The sequence below is a fragment of the Cohnella candidum genome (genome assembly GCF_003713065.1).
GTDB classification, from domain to species: Bacteria; Bacillota; Bacilli; order Paenibacillales; family Paenibacillaceae; genus Cohnella; species Cohnella candidum.
The window spans coordinates 1313129-1335919 of sequence record NZ_CP033433.1; the positions used below are offsets into that span (position 1 = coordinate 1313129).

21 protein-coding genes are annotated in these 22791 nt (G+C 58.0%); 17 read left to right on the forward strand and 4 right to left on the reverse strand.

Annotated features, from left to right (window positions below; translation table 11 throughout):
• The first annotated feature begins 35 nt into the window (after positions 1-35).
• The 11 genes from EAV92_RS06205 (at position 36) to EAV92_RS06255 (ending at position 15955) form a co-directional block, all read left to right on the forward strand.
• The gene (locus EAV92_RS06205; protein WP_123040257.1) at positions 36-674 is read left to right on the forward strand and encodes a D-sedoheptulose-7-phosphate isomerase; all 639 of its coding nucleotides are present in this window, start codon (positions 36-38) and stop codon (positions 672-674) included.
• Positions 671-1636 (forward strand): ROK family protein, encoded by a 966-nt coding sequence (locus EAV92_RS06210; protein WP_123040258.1) that lies wholly within the window; start codon positions 671-673, stop codon positions 1634-1636. The genes EAV92_RS06205 and EAV92_RS06210 overlap by 4 nt, the downstream gene beginning before the upstream one ends.
• Positions 1637-1675: 39 nt before the next feature.
• A complete protein-coding gene (locus EAV92_RS06215) occupies positions 1676-2947 on the forward strand; it encodes a 6-phospho-beta-glucosidase (RefSeq protein WP_123040259.1) in 1272 nt (423 codons plus the stop codon).
• 5 nt (positions 2948-2952) lie between these two features.
• The gene (locus EAV92_RS06220; RefSeq protein WP_123040260.1) at positions 2953-3963 is read left to right on the forward strand and encodes an N-acetylglucosamine kinase; all 1011 of its coding nucleotides are present in this window, start codon (positions 2953-2955) and stop codon (positions 3961-3963) included.
• On the forward strand, positions 3960-4988 hold the full coding sequence (locus EAV92_RS06225; protein WP_164472642.1) for an SIS domain-containing protein: 1029 nt from the start codon (positions 3960-3962) through the stop codon (positions 4986-4988). Before EAV92_RS06220 ends, EAV92_RS06225 begins: the two co-directional genes overlap by 4 nt.
• 13 nt (positions 4989-5001) lie before the next feature.
• Positions 5002-7155, forward strand: coding sequence for a Sip1-related alpha-galactosidase (locus tag EAV92_RS06230; RefSeq protein ID WP_164472643.1), 2154 nt, complete (start codon positions 5002-5004; stop codon positions 7153-7155).
• Between the two features lie 44 nt (positions 7156-7199).
• Positions 7200-10346, forward strand: coding sequence for an FAD-dependent oxidoreductase (locus tag EAV92_RS06235; RefSeq protein WP_123040263.1), 3147 nt, complete (start codon positions 7200-7202; stop codon positions 10344-10346).
• Positions 10347-10368: 22 nt separating this feature from the next.
• Complete coding sequence (locus EAV92_RS06240; protein ID WP_123040264.1) at positions 10369-12252, forward strand: beta-N-acetylhexosaminidase; 1884 nt, start codon at positions 10369-10371, stop codon at positions 12250-12252.
• 21 nt (positions 12253-12273) lie between these two features.
• On the forward strand, positions 12274-14316 hold the full coding sequence (locus tag EAV92_RS06245; protein WP_123040265.1) for a YyaL domain-containing protein: 2043 nt from the start codon (positions 12274-12276) through the stop codon (positions 14314-14316).
• A gap of 148 nt (positions 14317-14464) precedes the next feature.
• Complete coding sequence (locus EAV92_RS06250; protein WP_123040266.1) at positions 14465-15352, forward strand: sensor domain-containing diguanylate cyclase; 888 nt, start codon at positions 14465-14467, stop codon at positions 15350-15352.
• A gap of 102 nt (positions 15353-15454) precedes the next feature.
• Positions 15455-15955 carry a DinB family protein gene (locus tag EAV92_RS06255; RefSeq protein ID WP_123040267.1) on the forward strand — a complete coding sequence of 167 codons (501 nt, stop codon included), beginning with the start codon at positions 15455-15457 and terminating at the stop codon, positions 15953-15955.
• A gap of 136 nt (positions 15956-16091) precedes the next feature.
• Here EAV92_RS06255 and EAV92_RS06260 read toward each other — a convergent pair whose 3' ends face one another.
• Positions 16092-16565 carry a DinB family protein gene (locus EAV92_RS06260; protein ID WP_123040268.1) on the reverse strand — a complete coding sequence of 158 codons (474 nt, stop codon included), beginning with the start codon at positions 16563-16565 and terminating at the stop codon, positions 16092-16094.
• A gap of 72 nt (positions 16566-16637) precedes the next feature.
• Here EAV92_RS06260 and EAV92_RS06265 point away from each other — a divergent pair, with 72 nt between their 5' ends.
• From EAV92_RS06265 to EAV92_RS06275, 3 genes are read left to right on the forward strand one after another with little or no spacing between them, the layout of a single operon-like run.
• Positions 16638-17336 carry an ArsR/SmtB family transcription factor gene (locus EAV92_RS06265; protein ID WP_123043600.1) on the forward strand — a complete coding sequence of 233 codons (699 nt, stop codon included), beginning with the start codon at positions 16638-16640 and terminating at the stop codon, positions 17334-17336.
• On the forward strand, positions 17314-17790 hold the full coding sequence (locus tag EAV92_RS06270; RefSeq protein WP_123040269.1) for a DinB family protein: 477 nt from the start codon (positions 17314-17316) through the stop codon (positions 17788-17790). The genes EAV92_RS06265 and EAV92_RS06270 overlap by 23 nt, the downstream gene beginning before the upstream one ends.
• Positions 17787-18245 carry a hypothetical protein gene (locus EAV92_RS06275; protein ID WP_123040270.1) on the forward strand — a complete coding sequence of 153 codons (459 nt, stop codon included), beginning with the start codon at positions 17787-17789 and terminating at the stop codon, positions 18243-18245. The genes EAV92_RS06270 and EAV92_RS06275 overlap by 4 nt, the downstream gene beginning before the upstream one ends.
• Positions 18246-18285: 40 nt before the next feature.
• Here EAV92_RS06275 and EAV92_RS06280 read toward each other — a convergent pair whose 3' ends face one another.
• Positions 18286-19302, reverse strand: a complete 1017-nt coding sequence (locus EAV92_RS06280; protein ID WP_123040271.1) for an S-layer homology domain-containing protein — start codon at positions 19300-19302, stop codon at positions 18286-18288.
• Between the two features lie 158 nt (positions 19303-19460).
• Between EAV92_RS06280 and modA the strand changes: the two genes are divergently transcribed.
• Positions 19461-20270, forward strand: coding sequence for a molybdate ABC transporter substrate-binding protein (modA, locus tag EAV92_RS06285; RefSeq protein WP_420888806.1), 810 nt, complete (start codon positions 19461-19463; stop codon positions 20268-20270).
• 43 nt (positions 20271-20313) lie between these two features.
• Here the strand turns inward: modA and EAV92_RS06290 are convergent, their stop codons facing one another.
• Positions 20314-20718 (reverse strand): CBS domain-containing protein, encoded by a 405-nt coding sequence (locus EAV92_RS06290; protein WP_123040273.1) that lies wholly within the window; start codon positions 20716-20718, stop codon positions 20314-20316.
• A gap of 79 nt (positions 20719-20797) precedes the next feature.
• Positions 20798-21442: a metal-dependent hydrolase gene (locus EAV92_RS06295; protein ID WP_123040274.1), complete on the reverse strand. Its 645-nt coding sequence runs from the start codon at positions 21440-21442 to the stop codon at positions 20798-20800.
• A gap of 224 nt (positions 21443-21666) precedes the next feature.
• Here EAV92_RS06295 and EAV92_RS06300 point away from each other — a divergent pair, with 224 nt between their 5' ends.
• Positions 21667-22095 (forward strand): GAF domain-containing protein, encoded by a 429-nt coding sequence (locus EAV92_RS06300; protein ID WP_123040275.1) that lies wholly within the window; start codon positions 21667-21669, stop codon positions 22093-22095.
• Positions 22096-22137: 42 nt separating this feature from the next.
• Positions 22138-22791 (forward strand): response regulator, encoded by a 654-nt coding sequence (locus EAV92_RS06305; protein ID WP_123040276.1) that lies wholly within the window; start codon positions 22138-22140, stop codon positions 22789-22791.

The window sequence follows — 22791 nt, forward strand, 5'->3', positions numbered from 1 at the left end:
TCATCAGATAAACATCGGGGAGGGGGAGAACCGCGGTGAATGCGATACTCGAAAAGTTGTACGCCAAATATCCGGAGCTGCAAGAGGCGAATGCCGAGCAGATCGAGCAAGCGTACCAAATGCTCCGGGACTGTTTCCGGAACGGAAGAAAGCTTCTCGTCTGCGGCAACGGCGGCAGCGCCGCCGATGCCGAACATATCGTAGGAGAATTGATGAAGGGATTTCTTAAGCAGCGTCCCGTCCCGGACTCCTTCCGGGAGAAGCTGTCCGAAGTGGACGGGGAATCCGCCGCTTATATTTCCCGGCATCTGCAAGGCGCCCTGCCGGCGATTTCGCTGGTCGGCCATACGGCCCTGTCTACGGCGTACGCCAACGATGCCGCGCCGGACTTGGCGTTCGCCCAGCAGGTATACGGCTACGGCAAGCCGGGAGACGTATTGCTCGGCATCAGCACGTCCGGCAATTCGCCGAACGTCTTGCACGCCCTGCGAGTCGCCAAGGCAATCGGCATGGGGACGATTGGGCTGACCGGCCGTTCCGGCGGCCGCATGAACGCGCTATGCGACACCTCGATCCGTGTTCCTTATGACATGACGCCCGACATCCAAGAGCGGCATCTGCCCATTTACCACGCGTTATGCATCCTGATCGAAGAGGAGTTTTTCACATCATGACACTTCTTGGCGGAATGGATATCGGAGGAACCAAATGCGCCGTCACGTTGGGCAGGGCGAACGGGGGAATGGAGCTGCTCGTGCGGCAAAGCTTTCCGACGCCCCCGACTCCGGAAGAAACGCTCGCTCTTCTGATGGAGACGATGGAGCGGCTGCTCGCGGAAAAACATTCCGACGAGCCGCTGCAGGCGATCGGCATCAGCTGCGGAGGGCCGCTGAACAGCCGTTTGGGCATCGTGCTGTCGCCGCCGAACCTTCCGGGCTGGGACGGCATCGATTGCGTCACCCCGATCCGCGAGCGTTTCGGCGTACCGGTCGGTTTGCAGAACGACGCCAACGCCTGCGCTTTGGCGGAGTGGAAATGGGGCGCCGGCAAAGGCAGCAGCAATATGATTTTCCTCACGTTCGGCACGGGCATGGGCGCCGGTTTGATCCTGAACGGGCAGCTGTATGCCGGAACCAACGACATGGCCGGCGAAGTGGGCCATATCCGGCTGGCGGAGGACGGACCGGTCGGCTACGGCAAGGCGGGCTCGTTCGAAGGCTTCTGCAGCGGCGGAGGCATCGCTCTTCTCGCCAAGGATCGCGCGAAAGCAGCGGTTGAAGCGGGAAATCCGCCTTCCTTCTGCGCGTCGATCGAGGAACTCGAAAACATCACCACGCAAAAAGTCGGGGAAGCGGCCCAACAGGGGGATCCGCTCGCTCTGGACATTTTCCGGGAAGTCGGCATCAGACTTGGGCAAGGATTGGCGGTCCTCGTTGACGTGCTGAATCCCGAGCGTATCGTTATCGGAAGCATATACGGCCGGCAGCAATCGATTCTGGAGCCGCTCGTCATGGAGTATTTGGCGAAAGAGGCGCTGCCCATAAACTTGAACGCGTGCCGGGTCGTACCGGCGGGACTTGGGGAAATCGTGGGGGACGTCGCCAGCTTGTCCGTCGCATCGGCGATGCTCGGCTGACGCGCGATCCCTGGCAATCATACGGGGAGAGTGAGCATCATGAGTGGATTAAAGGTGGCCATCATCGGAGCGGGAAGTTCGTATTCGCCCGAGCTGATCGAAGGATTCGCGAAATTGAAGGACCGGCTTCCGATTTCGGAAATCGTGCTGATGGACGTAGACCGGACCCGGCTCGACATCATGCTCGGCTTTTGCACGCGGTTCGCGCGGCATTTGGACTTTCCGGTTCGCATCCGTGCGACGACCGACCGCAGGGATGCGATCGAAGGAGCCGCATTCATCAACGTGCAAATCCGCGTCGGCGGCAACGCGGCCCGGATTTATGACGAGAAGATCCCGAACAAGTACGGCCTGATCGGTCAAGAAACGACGGGAGCGGGCGGATTCACGAAGGCTTTGCGGACGATCCCGGTGATGCTGGAAATCGCCCGAGACGTCGAACGGTACAGTCCGGATGCTTGGATCATTAACTACACCAACCCGGCCGGTCTCGTGACGGAAGCCGTTACGAAATATTCCAAAGCCAACATGGCGGGACTCTGCTCGGGCGGCCTGTTCCCGCGCAACTGGACGGCGAAGGCGCTGGGCGTCGATCCGGAGTCGGTGCGCTACGATTTCTACGGACTGAATCATTTGAATTTCGCTTATAACATTACCGTGGACGGACGTCCGTTAACCGACGAGGAATTCGATCTGGCGGCCGACAAGACGTTCAGCCTGGATAAAGACATGGTGAAACACCTTCGTCTGCTCCCAAGCCCCTACATGCAATACTTCTATCATAAGGGCACGCGGGTGAAGGAACAACTCGAAGCCCCGCTCACGCGCGGAGAACAGGTGCAACTGCTGGAAAAAGAAGTGTTCGCCGCTTATGCGGATCCGAACCAGAGCGAGAAGCCGGCGGCGCTCGCCAAGCGGGGCGGCGGCGGTTACTCGGAGGTCGCGCTCGGCATCATGGACGCGCTTCATAACGACTCGGACATGTGGGGCGTGGTTAACGTGCCGAACCGCGGGGCGGTTCCGCTCATGCCTCACGACGCCGTCGTGGAAATCGCCTGCAAGGTGAACAAGCAGGGCATTCACCCGATTCCGCTGCGCGATCTTCCTTCTTTCGGCTGGGGCATCATCAGCGCGATCAAAAATTACGAGCAGCTGACGGTGGAAGCCGCCGTTCACGGAGATCGGGAAAAGGCGCTGCAAGCGCTGATGGCGAACCCCCTCGTCGGCGAATACGAGATCGCCGTTCCGCTGCTGAACGATTTGCTCGAAGCGAACAAAGCTTATTTGCCGCAGTTTTTCGGGAACCGGTGAGCGATATGTCTTATTTGCTCGCGGTGGATCAAGGTTCAAGCAAGACGGTCGCCGTCGTGGGAGATTCCGCGGGCAGCATCCTCGGCTTCGGGTATGCCGGGGGGGCGTGCCACGCCAGCGACGGCATGGATACCGCGATGGCCATGGTCAGGCAGGCTTGCGATCAAGCGATGCTGCAGGCCGGCGTCACGGCTGAAAATATCTCACTGCTCGTCGGCGGACTGACCGGCGCGGATTGGGAGCATGAATACGGAATGCTGGAGGACGCCTTGATCCGCGCGATCGGCGTCCCTTCCGTTCGCGTCCATAATGACTGCGTGATCGCGCAGCGGGGCGGCACCGATGCCGGGCACAGCATCGTGCTATGCGCCGGTACGGCTTTCAACGCCGCGGTGCAAACGCCGGACGGGAACCGTTTTATTTACGGCTATTATGTCAACGACGAAGATATGGGCGGCACCTCGCTCGGGAAAGCCGCGGTCGTGGCGGTATGCAACGCGCATGTCGGGATCGGCCCGCAGACGCTCTTGACCGATATCGTGCTCCAGTATTACCGCGTTTCCTCGGTTGACGAGCTCCTGTTCCGGCGGATCGAAGGAAAGCTTCAGCCCTACAAGAACGCCGCGCCGCTTCTGTTCGAAGCGGTGAAAGCGGGAGATCCGGCGGCGATCGATATCTTGGAGCAGCACGGCAAATCCCTGACGCGTTACGCTTTAGCCGGTCTGCAGCGGATCGGCGAATCGTCCCTGCGCACCGACGTCGTGCTGTCGGGAAGCATTTTCAAGGCGGAGGATCGGCTGCTGCAAACGGTGATCGCCGAGACGCTGGCCAAGGAAGCGCCGCACGCGAACGTCGTCGACGCCCTGTACGAGCCGGTGGTCGGAGCTTATCTGCTCGGCCTGGATAGCATTCATGGCGCCGCGTTCCCCCTGAAAAATGAGAGATTGCAGGAGAGTGCGGCCCGGTTCGGTTTGTTCCGGTTGACGAATAACAAGGAAGAAGGGGTCATCCCGTGAGTACGAGAATGCGGCAAGAAATTCTGGACACCCGCGAGGTCTGCCTCGCGTTCGCGCGGTCGGATCGTTCGCGGTTCGAGCGCAGCAACCGGGAGCTTCGCGCCCGGGGCCAAGTCATCCTGATGGGGACGGGCGCATCGCTGAACGCCTGCAAAGTAAGTCAATACGCCTTCATGAAGGAAGCGGGAATCCTGCCGCATGTGATGCCGGCGTCGGATGTCTCGCTCCTCGAAAATGTCGCGGATCGCGATACGCTGGTCATTTTGGTGTCGCAATCCGGCGCCAGCTACGAAACGAAGGTCGCGGTCGAATTTTTGAAGCGGCACGGAGTCACTGTCTGGGGCATCACCAATATCGGCGATTCCCCGCTCGCCCTCCAAGCCGACGAAACGTTCCTCATGAACGCCGGCGAAGAGGTCAGCTCCGCCACCAAGACGTACGCCGCGACGCTGTTGATTTTGTACGCCATGGCGGCAGGCGGGAGCGACGCGTTCCTGCGCCGGTTGGCCGAACTGCCCCGCGCCGTGGAGGAAACGCTCGCCGTCAGCGAGAGCAAGATCGCCGCATGGGCGGAGGTCCTGGGCAAGCGCGATAAATTTTACGTGCTGGGCGATCGGGCGTTTGGCGTGACCGCTCAGCAAGGGGCGCTCGTGGTGAAAGAGAAAACGTTCCTGCACGCGGAAGGCATGTCGCTGTCCGAATTCCGGCACGGGAACATCGAGGTCGTGGAGCCGGGGCTGCCGATCGTGGTGGTCGCCGCGGCGGACAGTATCGGCGAATCGCGGATGCATGCCGATCATTTGGCTTCGATCGGGGCGGAAGTGTACTGGATCGGGGATCGCGAGGCGTCCTCCGAGCGGATTCCTTCCGATCGGTCGCTTGTGCTGCCCGGATTGGACGACACGGCCATGTCGCAAATTACGACGGTTCTGCCCCTCATGATGCTGGCCGAGAACATCGCCGCGATGAAGGGGTATGACGTGGACGGATTCCGCCACATCTCCAAAGTGGTCGGTCAATATTAACGAGGAGGGCGCCATGTTCACCTATAGCGAGCAAGGTTTATTTCAAGAATCCGAGGGGCGGTCCCGGCAGGTGTCCGGTCCTTTCGGCCTTTCCGTGCGTTTAGATTCTTCAGGTGCTTTGGAGGCTCTGCTTCCGGACGGGACCGAGCGGTCGGAAGGAACGGACCGGGTCGGCCGGTATCAGGAGGTCGTCTGCCGGTACCGCCATGCCGAGGAGTTCGTCAGCGCAAGGCTCGTCCTCCGGTTCTACGGAGACGTCTTGCTGGCTTCCGTCGAAGCGTCCACAGTAAATTCGAACGACTTCGGCAAGCAGAAGTGCTTCGCGCCCGAGAGCGGCATCGTGATTACCGTATCCCCGTCTGAAACGATCGAAGGCTTGATGGCCAATTATCAGCACAAAGACTGGTGGACGCGGCCCCACTTTTCCTCGGATCCGGCAGCTTTGCCGAGCCGGACGCAATCGGTGCTGTGGCTTTCCGAGTCCGGCTATCGGTACTTACTGCCGGTCGTGGGACCGGTCTGCCGGACCGAAGCTGCCGGCTCGGTGGAAGGCTTCTCGCTGCGCGTCTCGCCGTATCAGGACGGACATATCCGCGTGAATACGCTCGCTTTCGCGATGTCGGCAGGCCGCGATCCGTTCGAACTCGTACGCGTCTCCGTGGATGCCGCCATCCACGCGTTGGATATGCCGACGCTCCCACGAGAAGCGAAGAAGTATCCCGAAATCCTGGACGGACTCGGCTGGTGCAGCTGGGACGCATTCTATCATAAGGTTGACGAAAAAGGTCTGCTGGCCAAAGCGGATGAATTGCAGAAGCTCGGCCTGCCGGTCGCTTGGGTGATGATAGATGACGGATGGTCGGATATTCGGGACGGCAAGCTAGCCGCGTTCGACGCCGATCCGGTGAAATTCCCTCAAGGACTCGGCCATGCGATTCGGGAATTGAAGACGACGTACGGCATCCCGCATGTCGGCGTATGGCATACGATCGCCGGCTATTGGGGAGGCATCCACCCGGAGAGCGGCATCGCCAAGGAGACGCGCGACTCTCTGTTCCAAGTGCCCCGGGGCAATCTGGTTCCTTACCCGGAGGCCGGCAAAGGCTTCGGATTCTGGAATGCCTGGCACGGTTACCTGCGCCGGCAAGGCGTCGATTTCGTCAAGGTCGACAGCCAGAGCGCGGTGCTGAATTTCTTCAACGGGCAGCGTTCCATCGGCGAAGCGGCATCGGCCGCCCATACCGCGCTGGAAGCGTCGGTTGCCTTGCATTTTGACAAAACGATCATCAACTGCATGGGCATGGCGGCGGAAAACGTCTGGCATCGTCCGAACTCCGCGGTATCGCGAAACAGCGACGACTTCGTTCCGCAGGAGAAGCGGGGATTCCCCGAGCATGCGCTTCAGAACGCCTATAACTCGTTCTATCACGGCGCGTTTTATTGGGGCGACTGGGATATGTACTGGAGCCGCAACCACGACGACGTGCAGAGCGCGGTGCTCCGTTCGGTCAGCGGCGGTCCGATTTATGTCAGCGATGCGCTGGAAAAAACGGACCCCGCCAAAATCTGGCCGTTGATCTACCGCGACGGCCGGATCATCCGGTGTGACGGCACGGCCAATCCGACCGAGGATTGCCTGCTTCGAAATCCTGCCGAAGAAGCGCTGCCGCTGAAGCTCTGGAACACCGCGGGCGCAACGGGAGCGGGCATCGTAGCCGCGTTCCACATCAGCGCGTCGGCGGAAGACGTTCAAGGCAGCGTCGGGCCGCGGGACGTTCCGGGGCTTGCGGGCGAACGCTTCGCAGTCTATGAGCATTTCACCGGCACCGTGTCCTTTGTCGGGGCGGAGGAGCGCATTTCGTTCCAGCTGAAGGAAGGCGGCTATGCCCTCTATACGATCGTGCCCGCGGACAGCTCCATCGCAGCGATCGGACTGGCGGACAAATACGTGTCGTCCCATGCGGTTCGCAGCTTCCGGCAGGAGAACAATCGGGCCGTGATCGGGCTGCGGGAGGGCGGCCGGTTCGTTTTCGCGGCGGAAGCGGAGCCGAAGCGCATATTATGCAACGGCGAGGAAATCCGCTGGAAGAAAGCCGGCGACCGGCTGTATGAAGTGGATTGCTCCGGCGCGGCCGGCGAAACGGTGATTGAAATCGAGCTGCCTTAACCGGCAGCTTTTCATTTATCGGCCAAGGGGAGGAACGAACGAAGATGGGCTTGGGCTTGACGATAGGAGAGACGGAATTGCCGGTGATCGCGTCCGTCGATACGGCGGTCGTCGGCGGTTCATTCGCCGGGTTGGCCTGCGCATTGGAACTGGCGAAAGCGGGACGCCGGGTTATGGTGATTGAGCCGCGCACGTATTTGGGCAGGGAGCTGACGGCAACGCTGCGTCCTTGGCTCTCGGTCCAGGGGGAAGCGGAGCGGCCGGAGTTGATCCGGCTCGTGCTGCAGGACCAAGAGCCGCCGGCGAGCAGAAGCGGCTTCGTTCCGCTGCATCCGGACCGGCTGAAGCTCAGCTTGGAAGAGGCACTTGAGGCGCGGGGAATCGGGCTGTTGTACGCTTCGCTCCCGGTCGGCGTGGAGACGGGTGGAGGCCGTATTTCCGGTCTCGTCATCGCGAACAAGTCCGGCCGCCAACTGATCCGCTGCGGGGAAGTGGTGGATGCGACCGAAACGGCGCTCGTCGCCGGCCTGTGCGGAAACGACGTCTCCGGTTCGGAGTCAGAGGCGCGCTTTTTACGTACGCTGGAATTCGTCGGCGTCCGGTTCGACGATGGCGTGCCGGATCGGCTTCCGATTCCGGCAGGGATTGGATCGGCCTCGGGTGAAGCTGTGTGCCGACGGGGTTACCGGGACGACGGACACCTGTGCGTAGAATTCGCCATCTCCGCGCCGGCCTCGAATACGCTGGAGGCGAGCCGCGAACGGGAAATCGCGGGCCGCGAAATCGGCATGAAACTGGCCGTTCATTTGCTGCGGGAGGTCCCGGCGTTTCAGAAAGCGGTGCTGAGCGCCTCGTCGCATGAGCTTTACGGACCGTTCGCCTCGGACGCTGCAGCGGATCCGGCCATCCCGGAACCGAAGGAGACCGCGGCCCGATTGCCGGGCGTATGGTCGATTTACCTTCCGCTGCTTCGGGACGGAGGGACGGCATGCCTGGATGCGTATTATGGAGCGGCAGCAGGGGAGGGCATTGCCCGCTGGATCCTGCGGCAAGAATTCGAAGAAGCTTACACGGATCACTCGCTTTCGTCGACCCTCGTATCCGAAGAGACGGCAGCCGATCGTGCATGGGAAGATGCCGACGTTCGAATTCCAGTCCTGGAAGGACGTTGGCCGATGGAATGCGTGACTTCGATGCGCGTGCCCACGCTGGCGCCTGCCGACATTCTCGTCGTCGGGGGCGGATCGGGCGGCGCGCTGGCTTCGATTACGGCAGCCCGCGAGGGGATGCGGACGCTGCTCGTCGATCTCAATCCCGGATTGGGAGGAACCGGTACTTACGGCGGCGTGGACAGTTATTGGTTCGGCCGCAAGGTCGGATATGCAGAACGGCTCCAGGAAGCGGTCCTCGGCCTTCAGCAGGTGCTCCGATATAAAGGCCACAAATGGAACTTGGAAGCTAAGATGCATGCGCTGCTGTCGCAAGCCGTAGACGCCGGCGTGGAACCGCTGCTGAACGCGATCACGTTCGGCGCCGTGACCCGGGGCAACCGCGTATGCGGAGCGGTCGTCGCCACGCGTTGGGGCCCGCGAAGCGCATCCGCGGAAGCGATCATCGACGCGACGGGCGACGGAGACGTGGCGGCTTTCGCCGGCGCGGAGTACGTCTACGGCTCCGCCAAGGATCATACCGTCATGTGGTATTCGCTGGCGCAATTCCAAGCCCCCGACAAAATCCAGAACAACTTCACCAGCATGGTCGACGTCTCCGACGTCTTCGACTATACGCGCGCTATCCTGGCAGGTAGACGGCGGGGCAGCGGCTGCCATGACCACGGCATCTACGTGGCCACGCGGGAAAGCCGCCACATCGTGGGCGACACGGTGATGAAGCTGTCCGACCAGCTGCTTCACCGCCGCTGGCCTGACGTCGTCAACATCCATTTCAGCAACCACGACGTCAAAGGGGTCAGCGGCGCGGATTGGGTCAACGTGGGGCTCATTCCGCCGAACCTGGAAATCGAAATTCCTTATGCGATGCTGCTGCCGAAAGGGCTGGAAGGCATTCTTCTTTCCGGCAAGGCGGTCTCGGCGACGCATGATGCCCTGCCCGCCATCCGCATGCAGGCGGACCTCGAGAATCTCGGCGCTGCGGCAGCGTTGGCGGCGGCAGCCGCCGTCCGCGGGAAAACGACGCCCCGAGGCATCGACGTACCGGCGCTGCAAGCCCGGCTAGCCGAAGAGGGCCTGCTCCCGGATTCCGTCCGGGACCGGCAGCTCGCTCCGATCGTCTATGGCGACGAGGACTTGTTGCGGCTTGTCGATTCCCTGGAGGCGGAACAGCCGTTATACGAATACTCCAACATGCGGATGAACGAAATTTACCGGACGCCGATTCCGTTCGTGGAAGTCTGTTCGGCCGGTCCCCGCATCGTTCCGTTTCTCGAGAAAGCACTGGACGGGGCGGCAGGACTCAGACGGCTGCGGATCGCCCAAGCGCTCGCGATGCATGGCTCGAACGCCGGCGTGCCGGTATTGATCGAGAAGATCATGAAGGACTTGAACGGCCCAGAGCTTCCTCCCCGGACCGCGGAGATCATGTACGTCCAGCTTCCGCCGGATCACGGCGCGATGCCCGATTCGGCCTATCTGCTCTATTCGCTGGCGGAAGCCAGGGATAAACGGAGCATCGCGGTATGGCGTCGCGTCGCGGATCTTCTTCAACCGACGGAAGAAGATTTTAAGGATACTTGGAAAGGCATCTACTACTTCGTGGACGCCGTTTGCCAAGGGGCCGAGCGTCTCGGCGATCCCGATGCGGTGCCGGTGCTGAAACGCATGCTCGAGGTTCCTTTGCTGCGCGGTCAACAGACGGCAGCAGGCTATCAACCGGATTATTTCCTCGAACGGAGGGCGATGCTGGAACTGGCGATCGCCCGGGCTCTTGCGCGCTGCGGCAGCCCGGAAGGTTACGAAATCCTGATCGCGTACGTGAACGATGCGCGTTCCCTTCTTGCCAAACAAGCGCTGCTTCAATTAAAGAGGCTGAGCGGCCGCGATTTCGGGAAAAACCGGCACGAATGGCGGGCATGGCTGGAAGCCGGCAAGAGACGCCTGCTTCCGCAGCCGGCATCCGGCGCCTTGGACGTGGAAACGAACAGCGAAACGCTTTTGAGGCAAATCGTAGGTTGATATTCGGGAGGAAAGCAATACGATGAAAATTCACCTTACGGGAAATCTCGGCGGCATGGAGGAAGGCCTGCACATGCTGATCGGGCAACTCGGGATCGAACTCGATCCGGAAGGCATCGAACTGGAAGTGGAGCCATCGGACGAGGACATGCTCGAAGTTGCCTGCGAGGGCGGCAAAGGCCGGATCCGTTTCCGGAAGCCTGTGCATTTCTATCGGGCGCTGGGATTATGGGTACAATCCAGAAGGGAACGGGAGACGTTCCGGCACGTCGAGCGGCCCCGGTTCGAGACGAACGGCGCGATGATCGACGTGTCCCGCAACGCCGTCTTGACGGTGGACTCGGTCAAACGCCTGCTCCGAAGCATGGCGCTCATGGGATTGAATCGCCTGATGCTGTATACGGAGGACACCTTCGAGGTGAGGGAATATCCGTATTTCGGCTACATGCGGGGGCGTTATACGCAAGAAGAGCTGCGCGAATGCGATGATTACGCGGCGGCCCTCGGCATCGAGCTCGTTCCGTGCATACAGACGCTTGGACATTTGACGGAAGCCCTCAAGTGGAACTACGCGGCGGACATCCGCGATACGCCGGACATCCTGCTGGCCGGCGCCGAGAAAACTTACGCGTTCATCCGCGACATGATCCGCGCGGCTTCGGCGCCGCTGCGCAGCCGGACGATCCATATCGGCATGGACGAAGCGCACCAGCTTGGTTTGGGCCGCTATTTGGACCTCCACGGCTACAGGAAGCGGTTCGACATCATGAATGAGCATTTGAAGCGAGTCGTGGACATTTGCGCGGAGTTCGGGCTCTCCCCGATGATTTGGAGCGACATGTATTTCCGGCTCGGATCCAAAACCGGCGGCTACTACGATCTCAACGCCGAAGTGTCGGCGGACGTCATCGCCGAAATGCCGAATAACGTTCAGTTCGTTTATTGGGATTACTACCACGGGGACGCCGAGTTTTATCGGGCGTTCATCCGCAAGCACAAAGAATTCGGTTCCGTACCCGTATTCGCGGGCGGCGTATGGACCTGGGGGAGTATGGCGCCCAACTACGGCAAAACGATCATCACGACGGAAGCGGCTCTTCGCGCATGCAAAGATGAAGGCGTGCGCGACGTGTTCGCCACCCTGTGGGGCGACAACGGAGCGGAAACGAGCGTCTTTACCGGACTGGCGGGGCTGCAGCTGTTCGCCGAGCACGGTTATGCGGACGAGGTCGACCGCGCCGAACTGGCGAAGCGGTTCCGCCTATGCGCGGGCGGCGAGCTGGAGGATCATTTGGCGTTGAACGAATTCGACGAGACGCCGGCCGTATCCGAAGGCAACATGCACGAGTCGAATCCGTCCAAGTTCTTGTTATGGCAGGACGTGCTTGTCGGCTTGTACGACGAGAACGTGAAACCTTTCCCCATGCGCGAGCATTACGCCAAGCTGGCTGAGCGAATGTCGCTGGCGGCGGGCCGGGCGGGAGAATGGAACCGGCATTTCGAATTCTACGCCCAGCTGGCCCGGGTTCTGGAGCGCAAAGCGGATGCCGGAATCCGGCTGAAAGCGGCTTATGACGAACGAAACCGGGAGACGCTCGGACAAGTGGGCGCTGAGTTGGCGGCCTTGGCCGGCGAGACGGATCTTCTGCGCAAGCAGCACCGGGCGGTATGGATGGCGGAAAACAAACCGTTCGGCTGGGAAGTCGTCGACATACGGTACGGCGGTTTACTGGCGCGGCTGGAGACGGCTTCGCAGCGGGTCCGGGACTACATGGACGGCACGATCGACGGGATCGACGAGCTGGAAGCCGACCGCCTATTCTACGATGCGCCATGGAAAATGCCGCAAGGGGCACTCGGCCGCGGCGCCTACCACCGCATCGTAACCGCCGGCGCTTTCCTATAAATGACCGCGAGGTGAAAACGGATGAAATGGAGCTCTGTTAACAGCGCATCGGCCGCCGGACAGGAAATCAGGATTTATCCTCCGGACCGGCAGGATGGAGATACTTACTTACAGTTTGCCTCTATGTTGGAGGTATGGAATCCGGAAACGGGGGAGACGGAAGAAGTCCCCGTTCGGGACATACAGTCTGTCGGGGAGGGCTTCCGGGCGGCGGGGGAATCCGCGTTATTCGAAGCCGCTTCGGAATGGGTTGCCGTCCAAGGAGAAGGTGGCGGTTTCGACGTCACCCTGACGTTAAATTATAAGGGAGACCAGCCTTCGGCGTTCGGCTTGACGGTTCGCGGCGGGCTCATCGGACCGGGACGGCCCGATTGGATGATCCCCGGCGCCTTCTACAAAGAAAACCGCTTCGAGAAAAATTTGCGTCCCTATCCCCGTTACGATTACAACGGCGGAGATCCCGAGAAAATGGTGTCGGACTTCTGGTCGTTCCGCGCCGACCGGGCCGCGCTCCCGGCCGTATTCGCCTGGAACGACGGCATGTGCGGCGCTCTGTGCGTCGACGAGATGTCGGAGCTGGGCCTAAACGGTCTCGGATTCCGGGGTAACGCCGAGGGGACTTCCATCTGGCTGCAGTTCCCGTACAGGGAAGAGCCGGTGACCTTCGTCGGCAGCGCCGTGCCGCAGCCGGCCGACCGGACGTCATTCCGGTTCGAGCCGGGGGTTTCTGTGACGCTACGATGGAAAGTTTATGCGGCGGAAGCGGACCCCCATGCGTACAATCCGTTCGTTCGGCGGATGTACCGCTTTCACGGGAAGGAGCACGGCTTAAATCCGTGGATGGGCCTCGAGAAAGCGGCCGAGCTGACCGCATACGGTTTGTATACGTGGCACTACCACCCCGAGAACCAGCTTCTGTACGAGACGGCGGCGTTTGATCGCGAGTTTAACAACAATGTCAAAGGCATGGGCGACCGTCCCCACATGCACGTCGGGTGGGTGAGCGGCGCACCGTACGCATACGCCTTGCTCGCCTACGGACGGCGAAAGGGGCATGAAGCATACACGGACGCCGGCATCGGCGTGCTCGACAAAGTCGCGTCCGGACTTGCGCCCAACGGCACTTTCTGGGCTTCCTGGGTCGAAGGCAAGGGATGGACGGCCGGTTGGAACCCGAAATCGACGTGGCTGCAGGCGCGTACGATCGCGGAAGCCACGCTGTTCATGGCGAGGGCGCTGGCGTTCGAGAAAAGCCGGGGCTTCTCGCATCCCGAGTGGGAGAAGGCCGTGCTCTCCAATCTCCGTTTCGCGGCGACGCACCAGCGGGAAGACGGAAATTTCGGCTCCTACTACCACTGCGAAACCGGAGACGTCGAGGAATGGGACGGCGCGGGAGGACTGTTGTGGATTGCCGCGCTGCTCGAAGGGGCGTCTTATTTCGGGGAAACGGCCTTCACGGAAGCCGCTCGCAAAGCCGGCGGCTATTATAAGCGTTTCGTGCTCGAGGAGTACATCTATGGCGCGCCGGAAGACGTGCATTTGACGCCGACGTCGGAGGATGCGTACAATGCGGTCGTGTCCTACGTGATGCTGTACGAGTCCGACCGGAATCCGGAGTGGCTTGGGCTCGCGTCCAGCGCGGCGGATTGGATGATGACTTTCCGTTGGACGTATAACTTGCAGTTTCCGGCTCATACGCTGCTCGCGCAATACGATTACCGGTCGCGGGGAGCGGATCAGGCTTCGACGTCCAACCAGCATCTGCACAACTACGGGTTGTTCTGCGTGCCGGAAATGCTCCGGCTCTGGAATTACACCAAGGACGATTATTATCTGGAACGGACGCGGGACCATATTGCGTGCTTCCTGCAGTTCATCGCCAGGGAAGACGGGGATTTCAACGCGTATAAGGGCATGGTTACGGAGCGGTTCTACAACACCAACTGCTTCCAGCCCAAAGGCATGATGCTGACGTTATCGCACTCTTGGTGCATCGGCCTCATTCTGTACGCGGCCCAAGAAGCGCTGCCGATGGCGGAAGCGTTGGGTTTATCCGCCGACTAAAGTGAGGGAGGGGCCGCCGCAAGGCGGTCCTTTTTTTGCAGGATCGAGAGAGGATTACACATCCGAGATAGGCAACCGTTCCGTTCAAGTTTATAATTTAAGTATTCGAGGTTCCTGGATGCTCATGTTTTGGGAAAGATGGTGATGAATGTTGCAGCGAGAAGAAGGTTTCGAACCGATATTGGACATTCAGGAAATGTTCACGTTCATCGCGGAGAAATCCCAAAACATCATTTCTTCATACTCAGCGGACGGCATATTTACTTATATCTCTCCGTCCGTGAAGGCTCTGCTTGGTTATACGCCTGAAGAGGTCATCGGAAGGCCGGCAACGGACTTCAATCACCCGGAAGACAATATCAAATTGCGGGGATTCCGAGACACCTTCGTGATCGATCAGGATACGGTGCGATTTACCGGACGCGTACGGCATAAAAACGGGCAATATCGCTGGTTTGAGACGACCGTGGAGTATATTCGCGAACCGTCAGAAAACATCATTCAGACGATCGGCGTCGGGCGTGACATTACGGACCGCAAAGAAGCGGAAGAAACCATTTCGTTTCTCGCTTATCACGACGCTTTGACCGATCTGCCGAACCGGCGTTTGTTTACGGATCACGTTCGCGAGAAGTTAGTCGAACACGCCGGTCTTCACGGATTGATGCTGCTGGATTTGGATGGATTTAAATGCGTGAACGATACGTTTGGACATGACGTTGGCGACTTGCTTTTGACGGAAGCGGCAAAAAGGTTGAAAAATACGGTGGGAGACAGAGGGTTCGCGGCTCGCTGGGGCGGGGATGAGTTTACGATTTTTCTCGCCCGCCTCTCCCAAAGGGAAGAGTTGGAGGAGTTCATTCGCCGGATTGAGGAAGTCATTTCCGAGCCATTTCTGATTGAAGGCCATTCGCTGTCCGTTCGCGCAAGCATCGGCTCCTCGTTGTACCCCGAAGATGGAGAATCCGTGGAGTCGCTTATCCGCAAAGCCGATTCCGGGATGTATCGCGTGAAAAACCGGGAGAAAAAGCCGTGAAAATCGAGGGCTAAACGGCGATCTTGGAGTCATTTGCGGAACGGTTTTATCGGATGGTATGATGGACCTGCCAATGACTACCGACAAGGAGAGATCGAACGAATGTATCAATCTCTGCAGGAATTTCAAGCCGATTGGGCGCACGAATCCTCGCTCACGCTGAAAGTGCTCTCCGTCCTGACCGACGAGTCCTTAAAGCAAGCCGTATCCGAAACGAAAGGCAGAACGCTGGGGCAATTGGCGTGGCATGTGGCGACAAGCGTCACGGGCATGTTCGGAGCCGGCGGCGTGCAGGTGGATGCACCGGGCTTCGCAGCTCCCGTGCCGAACCGCGCGCAAGAAATCGTTGACTGTTATCGGAAAGCAAGCGAAGGCGCCGCGGCCGCGCTTCGGGAACAGTGGACCGACGCCAAGCTGTCGGAGAAATTGCTGCTGTTCGGATCGATCGACACCACCTACGCCGGATTGCTGAATCTCATCATTCGCCATGTAATCCATCACCGCGGACAAATGACGATCCTGATGCGGCAAGCCGGCCTCGTTCCTCCGGGCGTTTACGGACCGAACGAGGAAGAAAACGCTGCGATGAGAGCAAATCATTAATCGGATCGCCAGCCTTCAAACCGCAATCCCCAACTTCCGTTGGGGATTCTTTTTGCGAAACGGCGATTTTGACCCGAAGCCTGTTAGGGACGGTCGCCGCGGGAATCGTCTCGATCACGTTGCTGCGTTTGTTGTTTTAATCCCAAATCTGGGGCCTGTCGAGACCGGCCATTCGCATATACTGCAAAAACTGTCCCGCGTGCACGGCATCATGGTAGGAGATTCGAAGCAGCATATCCCCGAGTTGACGGCGGTAGCCCACGTCGCTTCGATCAATGACCCGGGTTCGCAGCTCTTCCTCCGACAGAGTCTCCACATAAGTGATGAAGTCGCGAAAGTAGGGTTCGGACAACGCGATTTCTTGCTCAACGGATACAACGGGCTCATCCGCGTACGGCGGTTGCGTTTTCGATGGCAAAGAACCGTTGTTTTTCAAGATCATATGGTATCCGTAACTGGCGCCCCATACGTGGCGGATCATTTCACCGAAAGATAATGCGTGCCGATCCGGGCGCCACGTCAACCATTCGTCCGGCAGGGACCTCCATAACAGAATCGACCGACGGCGCGTTTCCTTCAAATTCAAAATAGCGAGTTCCGCAGCGTTCAAGCGATGATTCCTCCTTAAGCGATGGGTGACGAATTCATTGTAGGACGAAAAAGTTTCGGGTATCATCGAAATATGAATGCATATCCGGATTTTTCTTATGTCGCAAAGTTAATCGCGGAGCCGGCAAGGGCGGCCATCCTGAATGGCCTCATGGACGGGAGCTCACTGCCGGCCGGCGAGTTGGCCTACAGGGCTAGCGTTTCCGCACCCACGATCAGCTCCCATCTCGCTAAATTAGTAGAGGGGGGCCTCATTACCGTACATCAGCAAGGCCGCCACCGTTACTTTAAAATCGCCGACGCATCGGTTGCGGAAATCCTGGAGAAGCTTGGAACATTAGCGCCTCCCGTACAGGTCCGTTCGCTTCGACAATCCGAAGAATTGAAACGGGTTCGTCGTGCACGTACATGTTACGACCACTTGGCTGGAGAACTGGGAGTAGGCTTGGCCGAATCGTTGGTGAAAAGGAATATGATCATACTCGAAAACGGGGAATACGCGGTTACGGAGCCGGGAAAGGAGCTGTTCTCACGCTGGGGAATCCGTCTCGAGGAAGCGAGGGTGAAGCGAAGGGTCTTCGCGAAGGCTTGCCTGGACTGGAGCGAGAGGAGGTTTCATATCTCGGGCTGGTTGGGAGCGGCGATGGCAACGCGATTCTTCGAACTCGGATGGATCGAAAGGGTCGACGGCAGTCGAGCGGTCCGACTTACGGAAGCAGGCAAGGCTGCCTTGAGGGAGGATCTGGGATATGTTGAAACTATTCGAATATAACTGGCAAGTTCGCCAAGATTGGTTCGATTGGTGCGAGACGGTGAGTGAAGAAGAGTTGATGAAAAAACGCACCGGCGGCATCGGCTATATCCTTCCCACTCTGTATCACATAGTGGCGGTCGAGTATGGCTGGATCTGCGGGGGCATTCAAGGTATAACGATTGAAATCCCTTCGTTCGAGGCGGTGGCCGGCTTGCAGCAAATCAGAGCTTGGTCAGCCCGCTGCCACGCGGAACTTGCTCCATTCGTCTACGGCTGGAATGACGGCTTGGAAGACCGCATCATGATCGATATCACGGATGAAGGGGAACGGGAAGCTCACACATACGGCGAAGTGATGCGGCACGTCATTGCCCATGAAATCCACCACATCGGTCAATTATCGGTTTGGTCGCGAGAAATCGGGAAGAAGCCGGTGAGTGCGAATTTGATCGGCAGAGGGTTATTCGATTGACAGAAGCCAAGCCGCAAGTACGCAAGAGAAACGAGCTCATTCATTTCTTGCCCTCAACGATCACAATCGAACAATTGAAAGCGATGAAAATAGGGGCGGTTTGTGAGCTGACCGGCTCTTCCTCGGATGTCACGGTGGATCATTTTATTCCGGTTGCATGGGGGCACGGCGGTCAATACACGGGCAATCTGTTTTTCGTCAAACGGAAACTGAACGTGTTGAAATCGAATTTGAATCCGTTCAAGTGGATTAAGAAAGCGGCGCTAAGCGAAGATTTGAACTTGACAAAGTGGGACCGGCTGGTGAGGCGTCTGGCGGAAGAAAACGAACTGAGCGTGAAGGAATTCCGGCGTTACGTCAATTGGTGCGAGAAGCATAAAAGAACGAAAGAGCAACTGCTGGCGGATCGCAGGCCGTCGCTGGTATTGTGGTTGGAGGACTCGGCGCAGCATTAAAAAACGATCGCTCCCGGCAGGGAACGATCGTTTTTCCGTATTACTGCTCTTCGTTGTAAATTTTCCAAATGTCCCCGACCTTGATGAGATAGTAACGTCCATCCAAGCTTTCGGTTTCTTCTTGCGTAGAGTTCTGATATGTTGCGGTGACCTTAATTTTACCTCCCGTAGAATCTACCACCGCCAATCGATCCGAAAGCTCCGACACTTTCAATTGTTCTTCGGAAAGGATTTCGGCTTTGAATTGTACGTTGTTGTTGATCATGTCTTTCATTTCTTCCACGGCATCCATGTGATAGGCCAACTCGTAGCCCGTGAAATTCGTTAGATAGTTATCGATCGGCCCCGTATTGATGGCTTCGACTTGTTCCTTCACCGAGCGGTTGATGGCATCGAACAACTCGGCTTCACTTGGAAGGCTTGTGTTTTCTTTCATGACGGCTCGGTTGAGCACGACCATCACCTGGGCACGCGTTGCCCAATTTTTCGGGGAGAACGTCGTTGCCGTCGTACCGCTGATGATGCCGGTGTTGTACGCTTTTTCAATAGACTCCGTCGCGTAGAATTGGGGGACATCCGTAAATTGGGTCGTACCGGTGTTAAAAGTAATCGATTGTTTGGATTCGAATGCTTGGACGATCATCGTGGCCATTTCGGCGCGGGTGATTTTCTTGGAAACTCCGAAATGGGCGGCATCGATTCCGTTAACGATTCCGAGCGCGCTGGCGATACGAATTTGGTTGGTGTACCAATAGCCGGAACGCACGTCTTCGAAGTTCTTGCCCGGCAAATCCGTGTTCAAGCCGAGAATTTGAACCAGGGCCACGACGAATTCGGCACGCGTCATATAGCCGTCCGGATCAAAATGCGTGTAACCGTCGGCATCGATGTATTTTCCTTTGACGAAGTCGGCGTTCAGGAAGTTATCGATATAAGACTGAGCCCAATGTCCATCAATATCTGCAGCGATGTATCGATCGGACTCTGCGGCGAAAGCGGGAACGGTAAATACCAGCGACATCAGCAGAAGGGCGGCCGTGGTAAACAGTTTTTTCATCGTCTCTCTCCCTATTTCTGTAATGAAACACAGGGAAAATCATAGCAAATGAACGCCCGGCATTTCATTAGGAGGTTAAAGGTAAATAGCGGCCAGGCTGCCAAATGGCAGACGTCATTCGACATGATACAATGAAATAGAATGAAGAGGAGAGGGATGTGCGAGGAATGGTGAAGAGTCGTACGGTTTTGTTATTCGTGTTCGTCTTCTCGATGGTATTGGCAGGCTGCAGCAAACCGTCGAAGTCGGCAGATTCTGCCGCAGATCAAAAGGTCGAGGTAACCGTCTCGGCTGCCGCCAGCCTCACCGATGCGTTGGGTGAAATCCAAAAAAACTACGAATCCGCGCATGGCAACGTCAAATTGAACTTTAACTTCGGAGCTTCCGGCGCTCTGCAGCAACAGATCGAGCAAGGCGCGCCGGCCGATTTGTTTTTGTCCGCCGCTTCGAAGAATATGAAGGCGCTTATAGATAAGAAGTTGATCGATGCCGACAACCAAATCCCGTTGTTGACGAACGAATTGGTCGTGGTGACTCCGGCGGAAGGCAGCATTCCCATCGGGAGTTTAACGGATCTCACGAACAGCGGCGTGAAGAAGGTCGCGATCGGCATTCCCGACAGCGTTCCTGCCGGCAATTACGCCAAGCAGGCGTTGACGGCCGCCAAGCTGTGGGATGCGCTGCAGGGCAAAATGGTTCAAGGGAAGGACGTCAGACAAGTCCTTCAATACGTGGAAACCGGCAATGCCGATGCCGGTTTCGTTTACAAGACCGATGCGTTAACATCCTCGAAGGTAAAAACCGCGGTAACGGTGGATCCCGCAACCTACCCGGCCATCGAGTATCCGATCGGGATCGTGAAAGCGACGAAACACGGCAAAGAAGCGAAAGTTTTTTACGATTACCTTCAATCGAAGGAAGCGCTGGATGTTTTCGTGAAGTACGGATTTTCCATTCCCGCAAAATGACGAAGAAAGACCCGATCATCGCTTGCGTGATCGGGTCTTTCCGTTAGTCGGTAATATTCCGGGTATAGTATTCGATGATGTCTTTGCGGCGAACGATGCCGAGGAAGACGCGATCGTCGTCCACGACAGGCACGAAGTTCTGATCGGCGGCCAGCGCCAGCATATCGTCCAAATCCGCGCCAAGCGCAACGCACTCGACCTTCAATCGCTTTTTAATCGCGACGACGGGAATTTCGTGCATGTTATCGAATGCCAGGCCCGGCGTCGATTTCAATTTCCACAACAAATCTCCCTCGGAAAGCGTTCCGTAATACATTCCTTTTTCGTCCAGGATGGGAATAGCCGAATAGTGGCAAGCCTCTAATTTGTCCAAGGCGTCTTTCATGGTGGAGGAAGTCGTGAGGTAAGAAACCTCGTTCTTGGGATACAGAAACGATTTGATATCCAAGGGATCACGCTCCTTTGGTATATTAAAACATATTTCGCCTCGGGACGCATGTGGGAGTGACAGGGAACGCTGGGGTGCACTACGGAATGAATTTGATGGATCTCTTGATGATCGGAAACAGCCATTTCACGCCTTGCGGGGTCAAGGAATCGGCGATCAGGTGAGAGGCGTACCCGGCAGCGGATGTCAGCATGATGCCCTGAATCCCAAGCTGCGTCTCCAGCCCCCAACCGATATATCCCCACAGGAGAAGCGCCCATACCGTATGCGTCATCCCCCGATGTTTGAGCCAAGGAGCCCACGCGACGAACACGCCGAGTTCAAGCAGCCATCGTTGATCGATCCGTATGCCGTAATAGACGACTCCCAGTCCGATGAGGCTGGTCAGCGCATTCCGAATCGTGCCTTGCGAGGTGGCGAGGCCGAGCAAGAGCACCGTGCCTGCGATGGCGGCGAATGCCGGGTAAAACCGATCTTCTGAGAAATACAAATACGCATTCCCGATGGCGAGCAGGACGCCTGCCCAGAGACCGAAGTGGTGAATCCATCTGGAGAGTTGGCTGAGCTTCCCGTTTAACAGGCTGGTCCCGTCCAAATCCGCGGCGAGAGCGGAAAACGACGCGACGGATACGTAAATGGCCGCATGTTCGAGCCGGAACGGAAAATAGACGGCGGCTGCAGCGCCTACCAAAGATCCGATGGCCAGATGAGTCGATCCTTTCATATTCCCTCCGCTGACTGACAAAGATGAGTTTTCGAAGGCAAACATACGTTTGCTTAGACAGACAGTATACACCGATCCGGCCGCGCGAAACAACCCAACGCCCTATGCGCTTTTCCGAAATCAGGCGATTCCCGGCCTGGATTTCAGGGAGTTCCCTGACATACTTCCGAGAGCGGATGCGCTACACTGTGATTATATGAGGAACATAGGAAGAAGGGAATCTAATGGGAGGCCGGGAATCGAAGTTCCGGGGAGAGTTGGAGCGTCTGCGGACGGAGCTTGATTGCGATTTCTGCGCGCTCGCGCTCTTGGACAACAACGAATATCCACTGAGATGGAAGCTTGCGTCAGGCAGCCAGAATGATCGGTTTCTGACGATGGCGGATAAACCCGGAAGAGGGTTGTCCGGCACCGTGATGAAGGTGGGACGGGCGATGTCCTTGCAAGTGGCCGATTTGATTCGGACGCGCGAGCTGCACGAATATCCGATTTTGATTTCGGAAAAGCTGCGGTCCGCTTACGCCGTGCCTTTAATGCACGACGGCAAAGTGAATGGAATTCTTCTCGTCGGGGACCGGAAGAAACGCATCTATCGGCCGGAAGACCGAGCTTCCGCTTCCCTCGGGGGAGAGCGGATCTCCATGCTATGTTAAAATAGGAATATCCAAGGAAACAAAGGCGGAAGGAGAGAGAGCATGGTTCGCATTATGGTCGTGGACGACCACGCGGTCGTCCGCTCCGGTCTCATGAATCTCCTGCATGGCAAACACGGTTTGGAAGTGGTGGGAGAAGCCGCGGATGGCGACGAAGCGCTGGCGAAAGCCGAAGAGCTGAAGCCGGATGTCGTCCTCATGGATCTCAGCATGCCTCACGGCAAAGACGGGTTGACCGCGACGGGCGAGCTCAAGAAGCAGCTCCCGGACACTTCGGTGTTGATTCTGACGATGCACGACGACGAAGAGTATTTGTTCCGCGCGATCCATGCGGGGGCATCCGGCTACATCCTGAAAAGCGCTCCCCACGAGGAGCTGCTGACGGCGATTCAGTACGTCGCTGCGGGAAACGCGTACTTGTACCCTTCGGCCACCAAGAGGCTGATGAGCGATTACCTCGACAAGATCAAGAACGGCGATAACGCCGGGACGTTCGAATCTCTGTCCGAGCGCGAGAAAGAGATTTTGGCGAAAGTCGCCCAAGGGTATTCCAATAAGGAAATCGCGGAACAGCTCATCATCAGCGTCAAGACGGTCGAATCGCACAAGAGCAACCTGATGGACAAGTTGGATTTGAAAACCCGTCCCGACCTGGTGAAATACGCGATGAAGAAAGGACTGCTGAACTTTGACTGA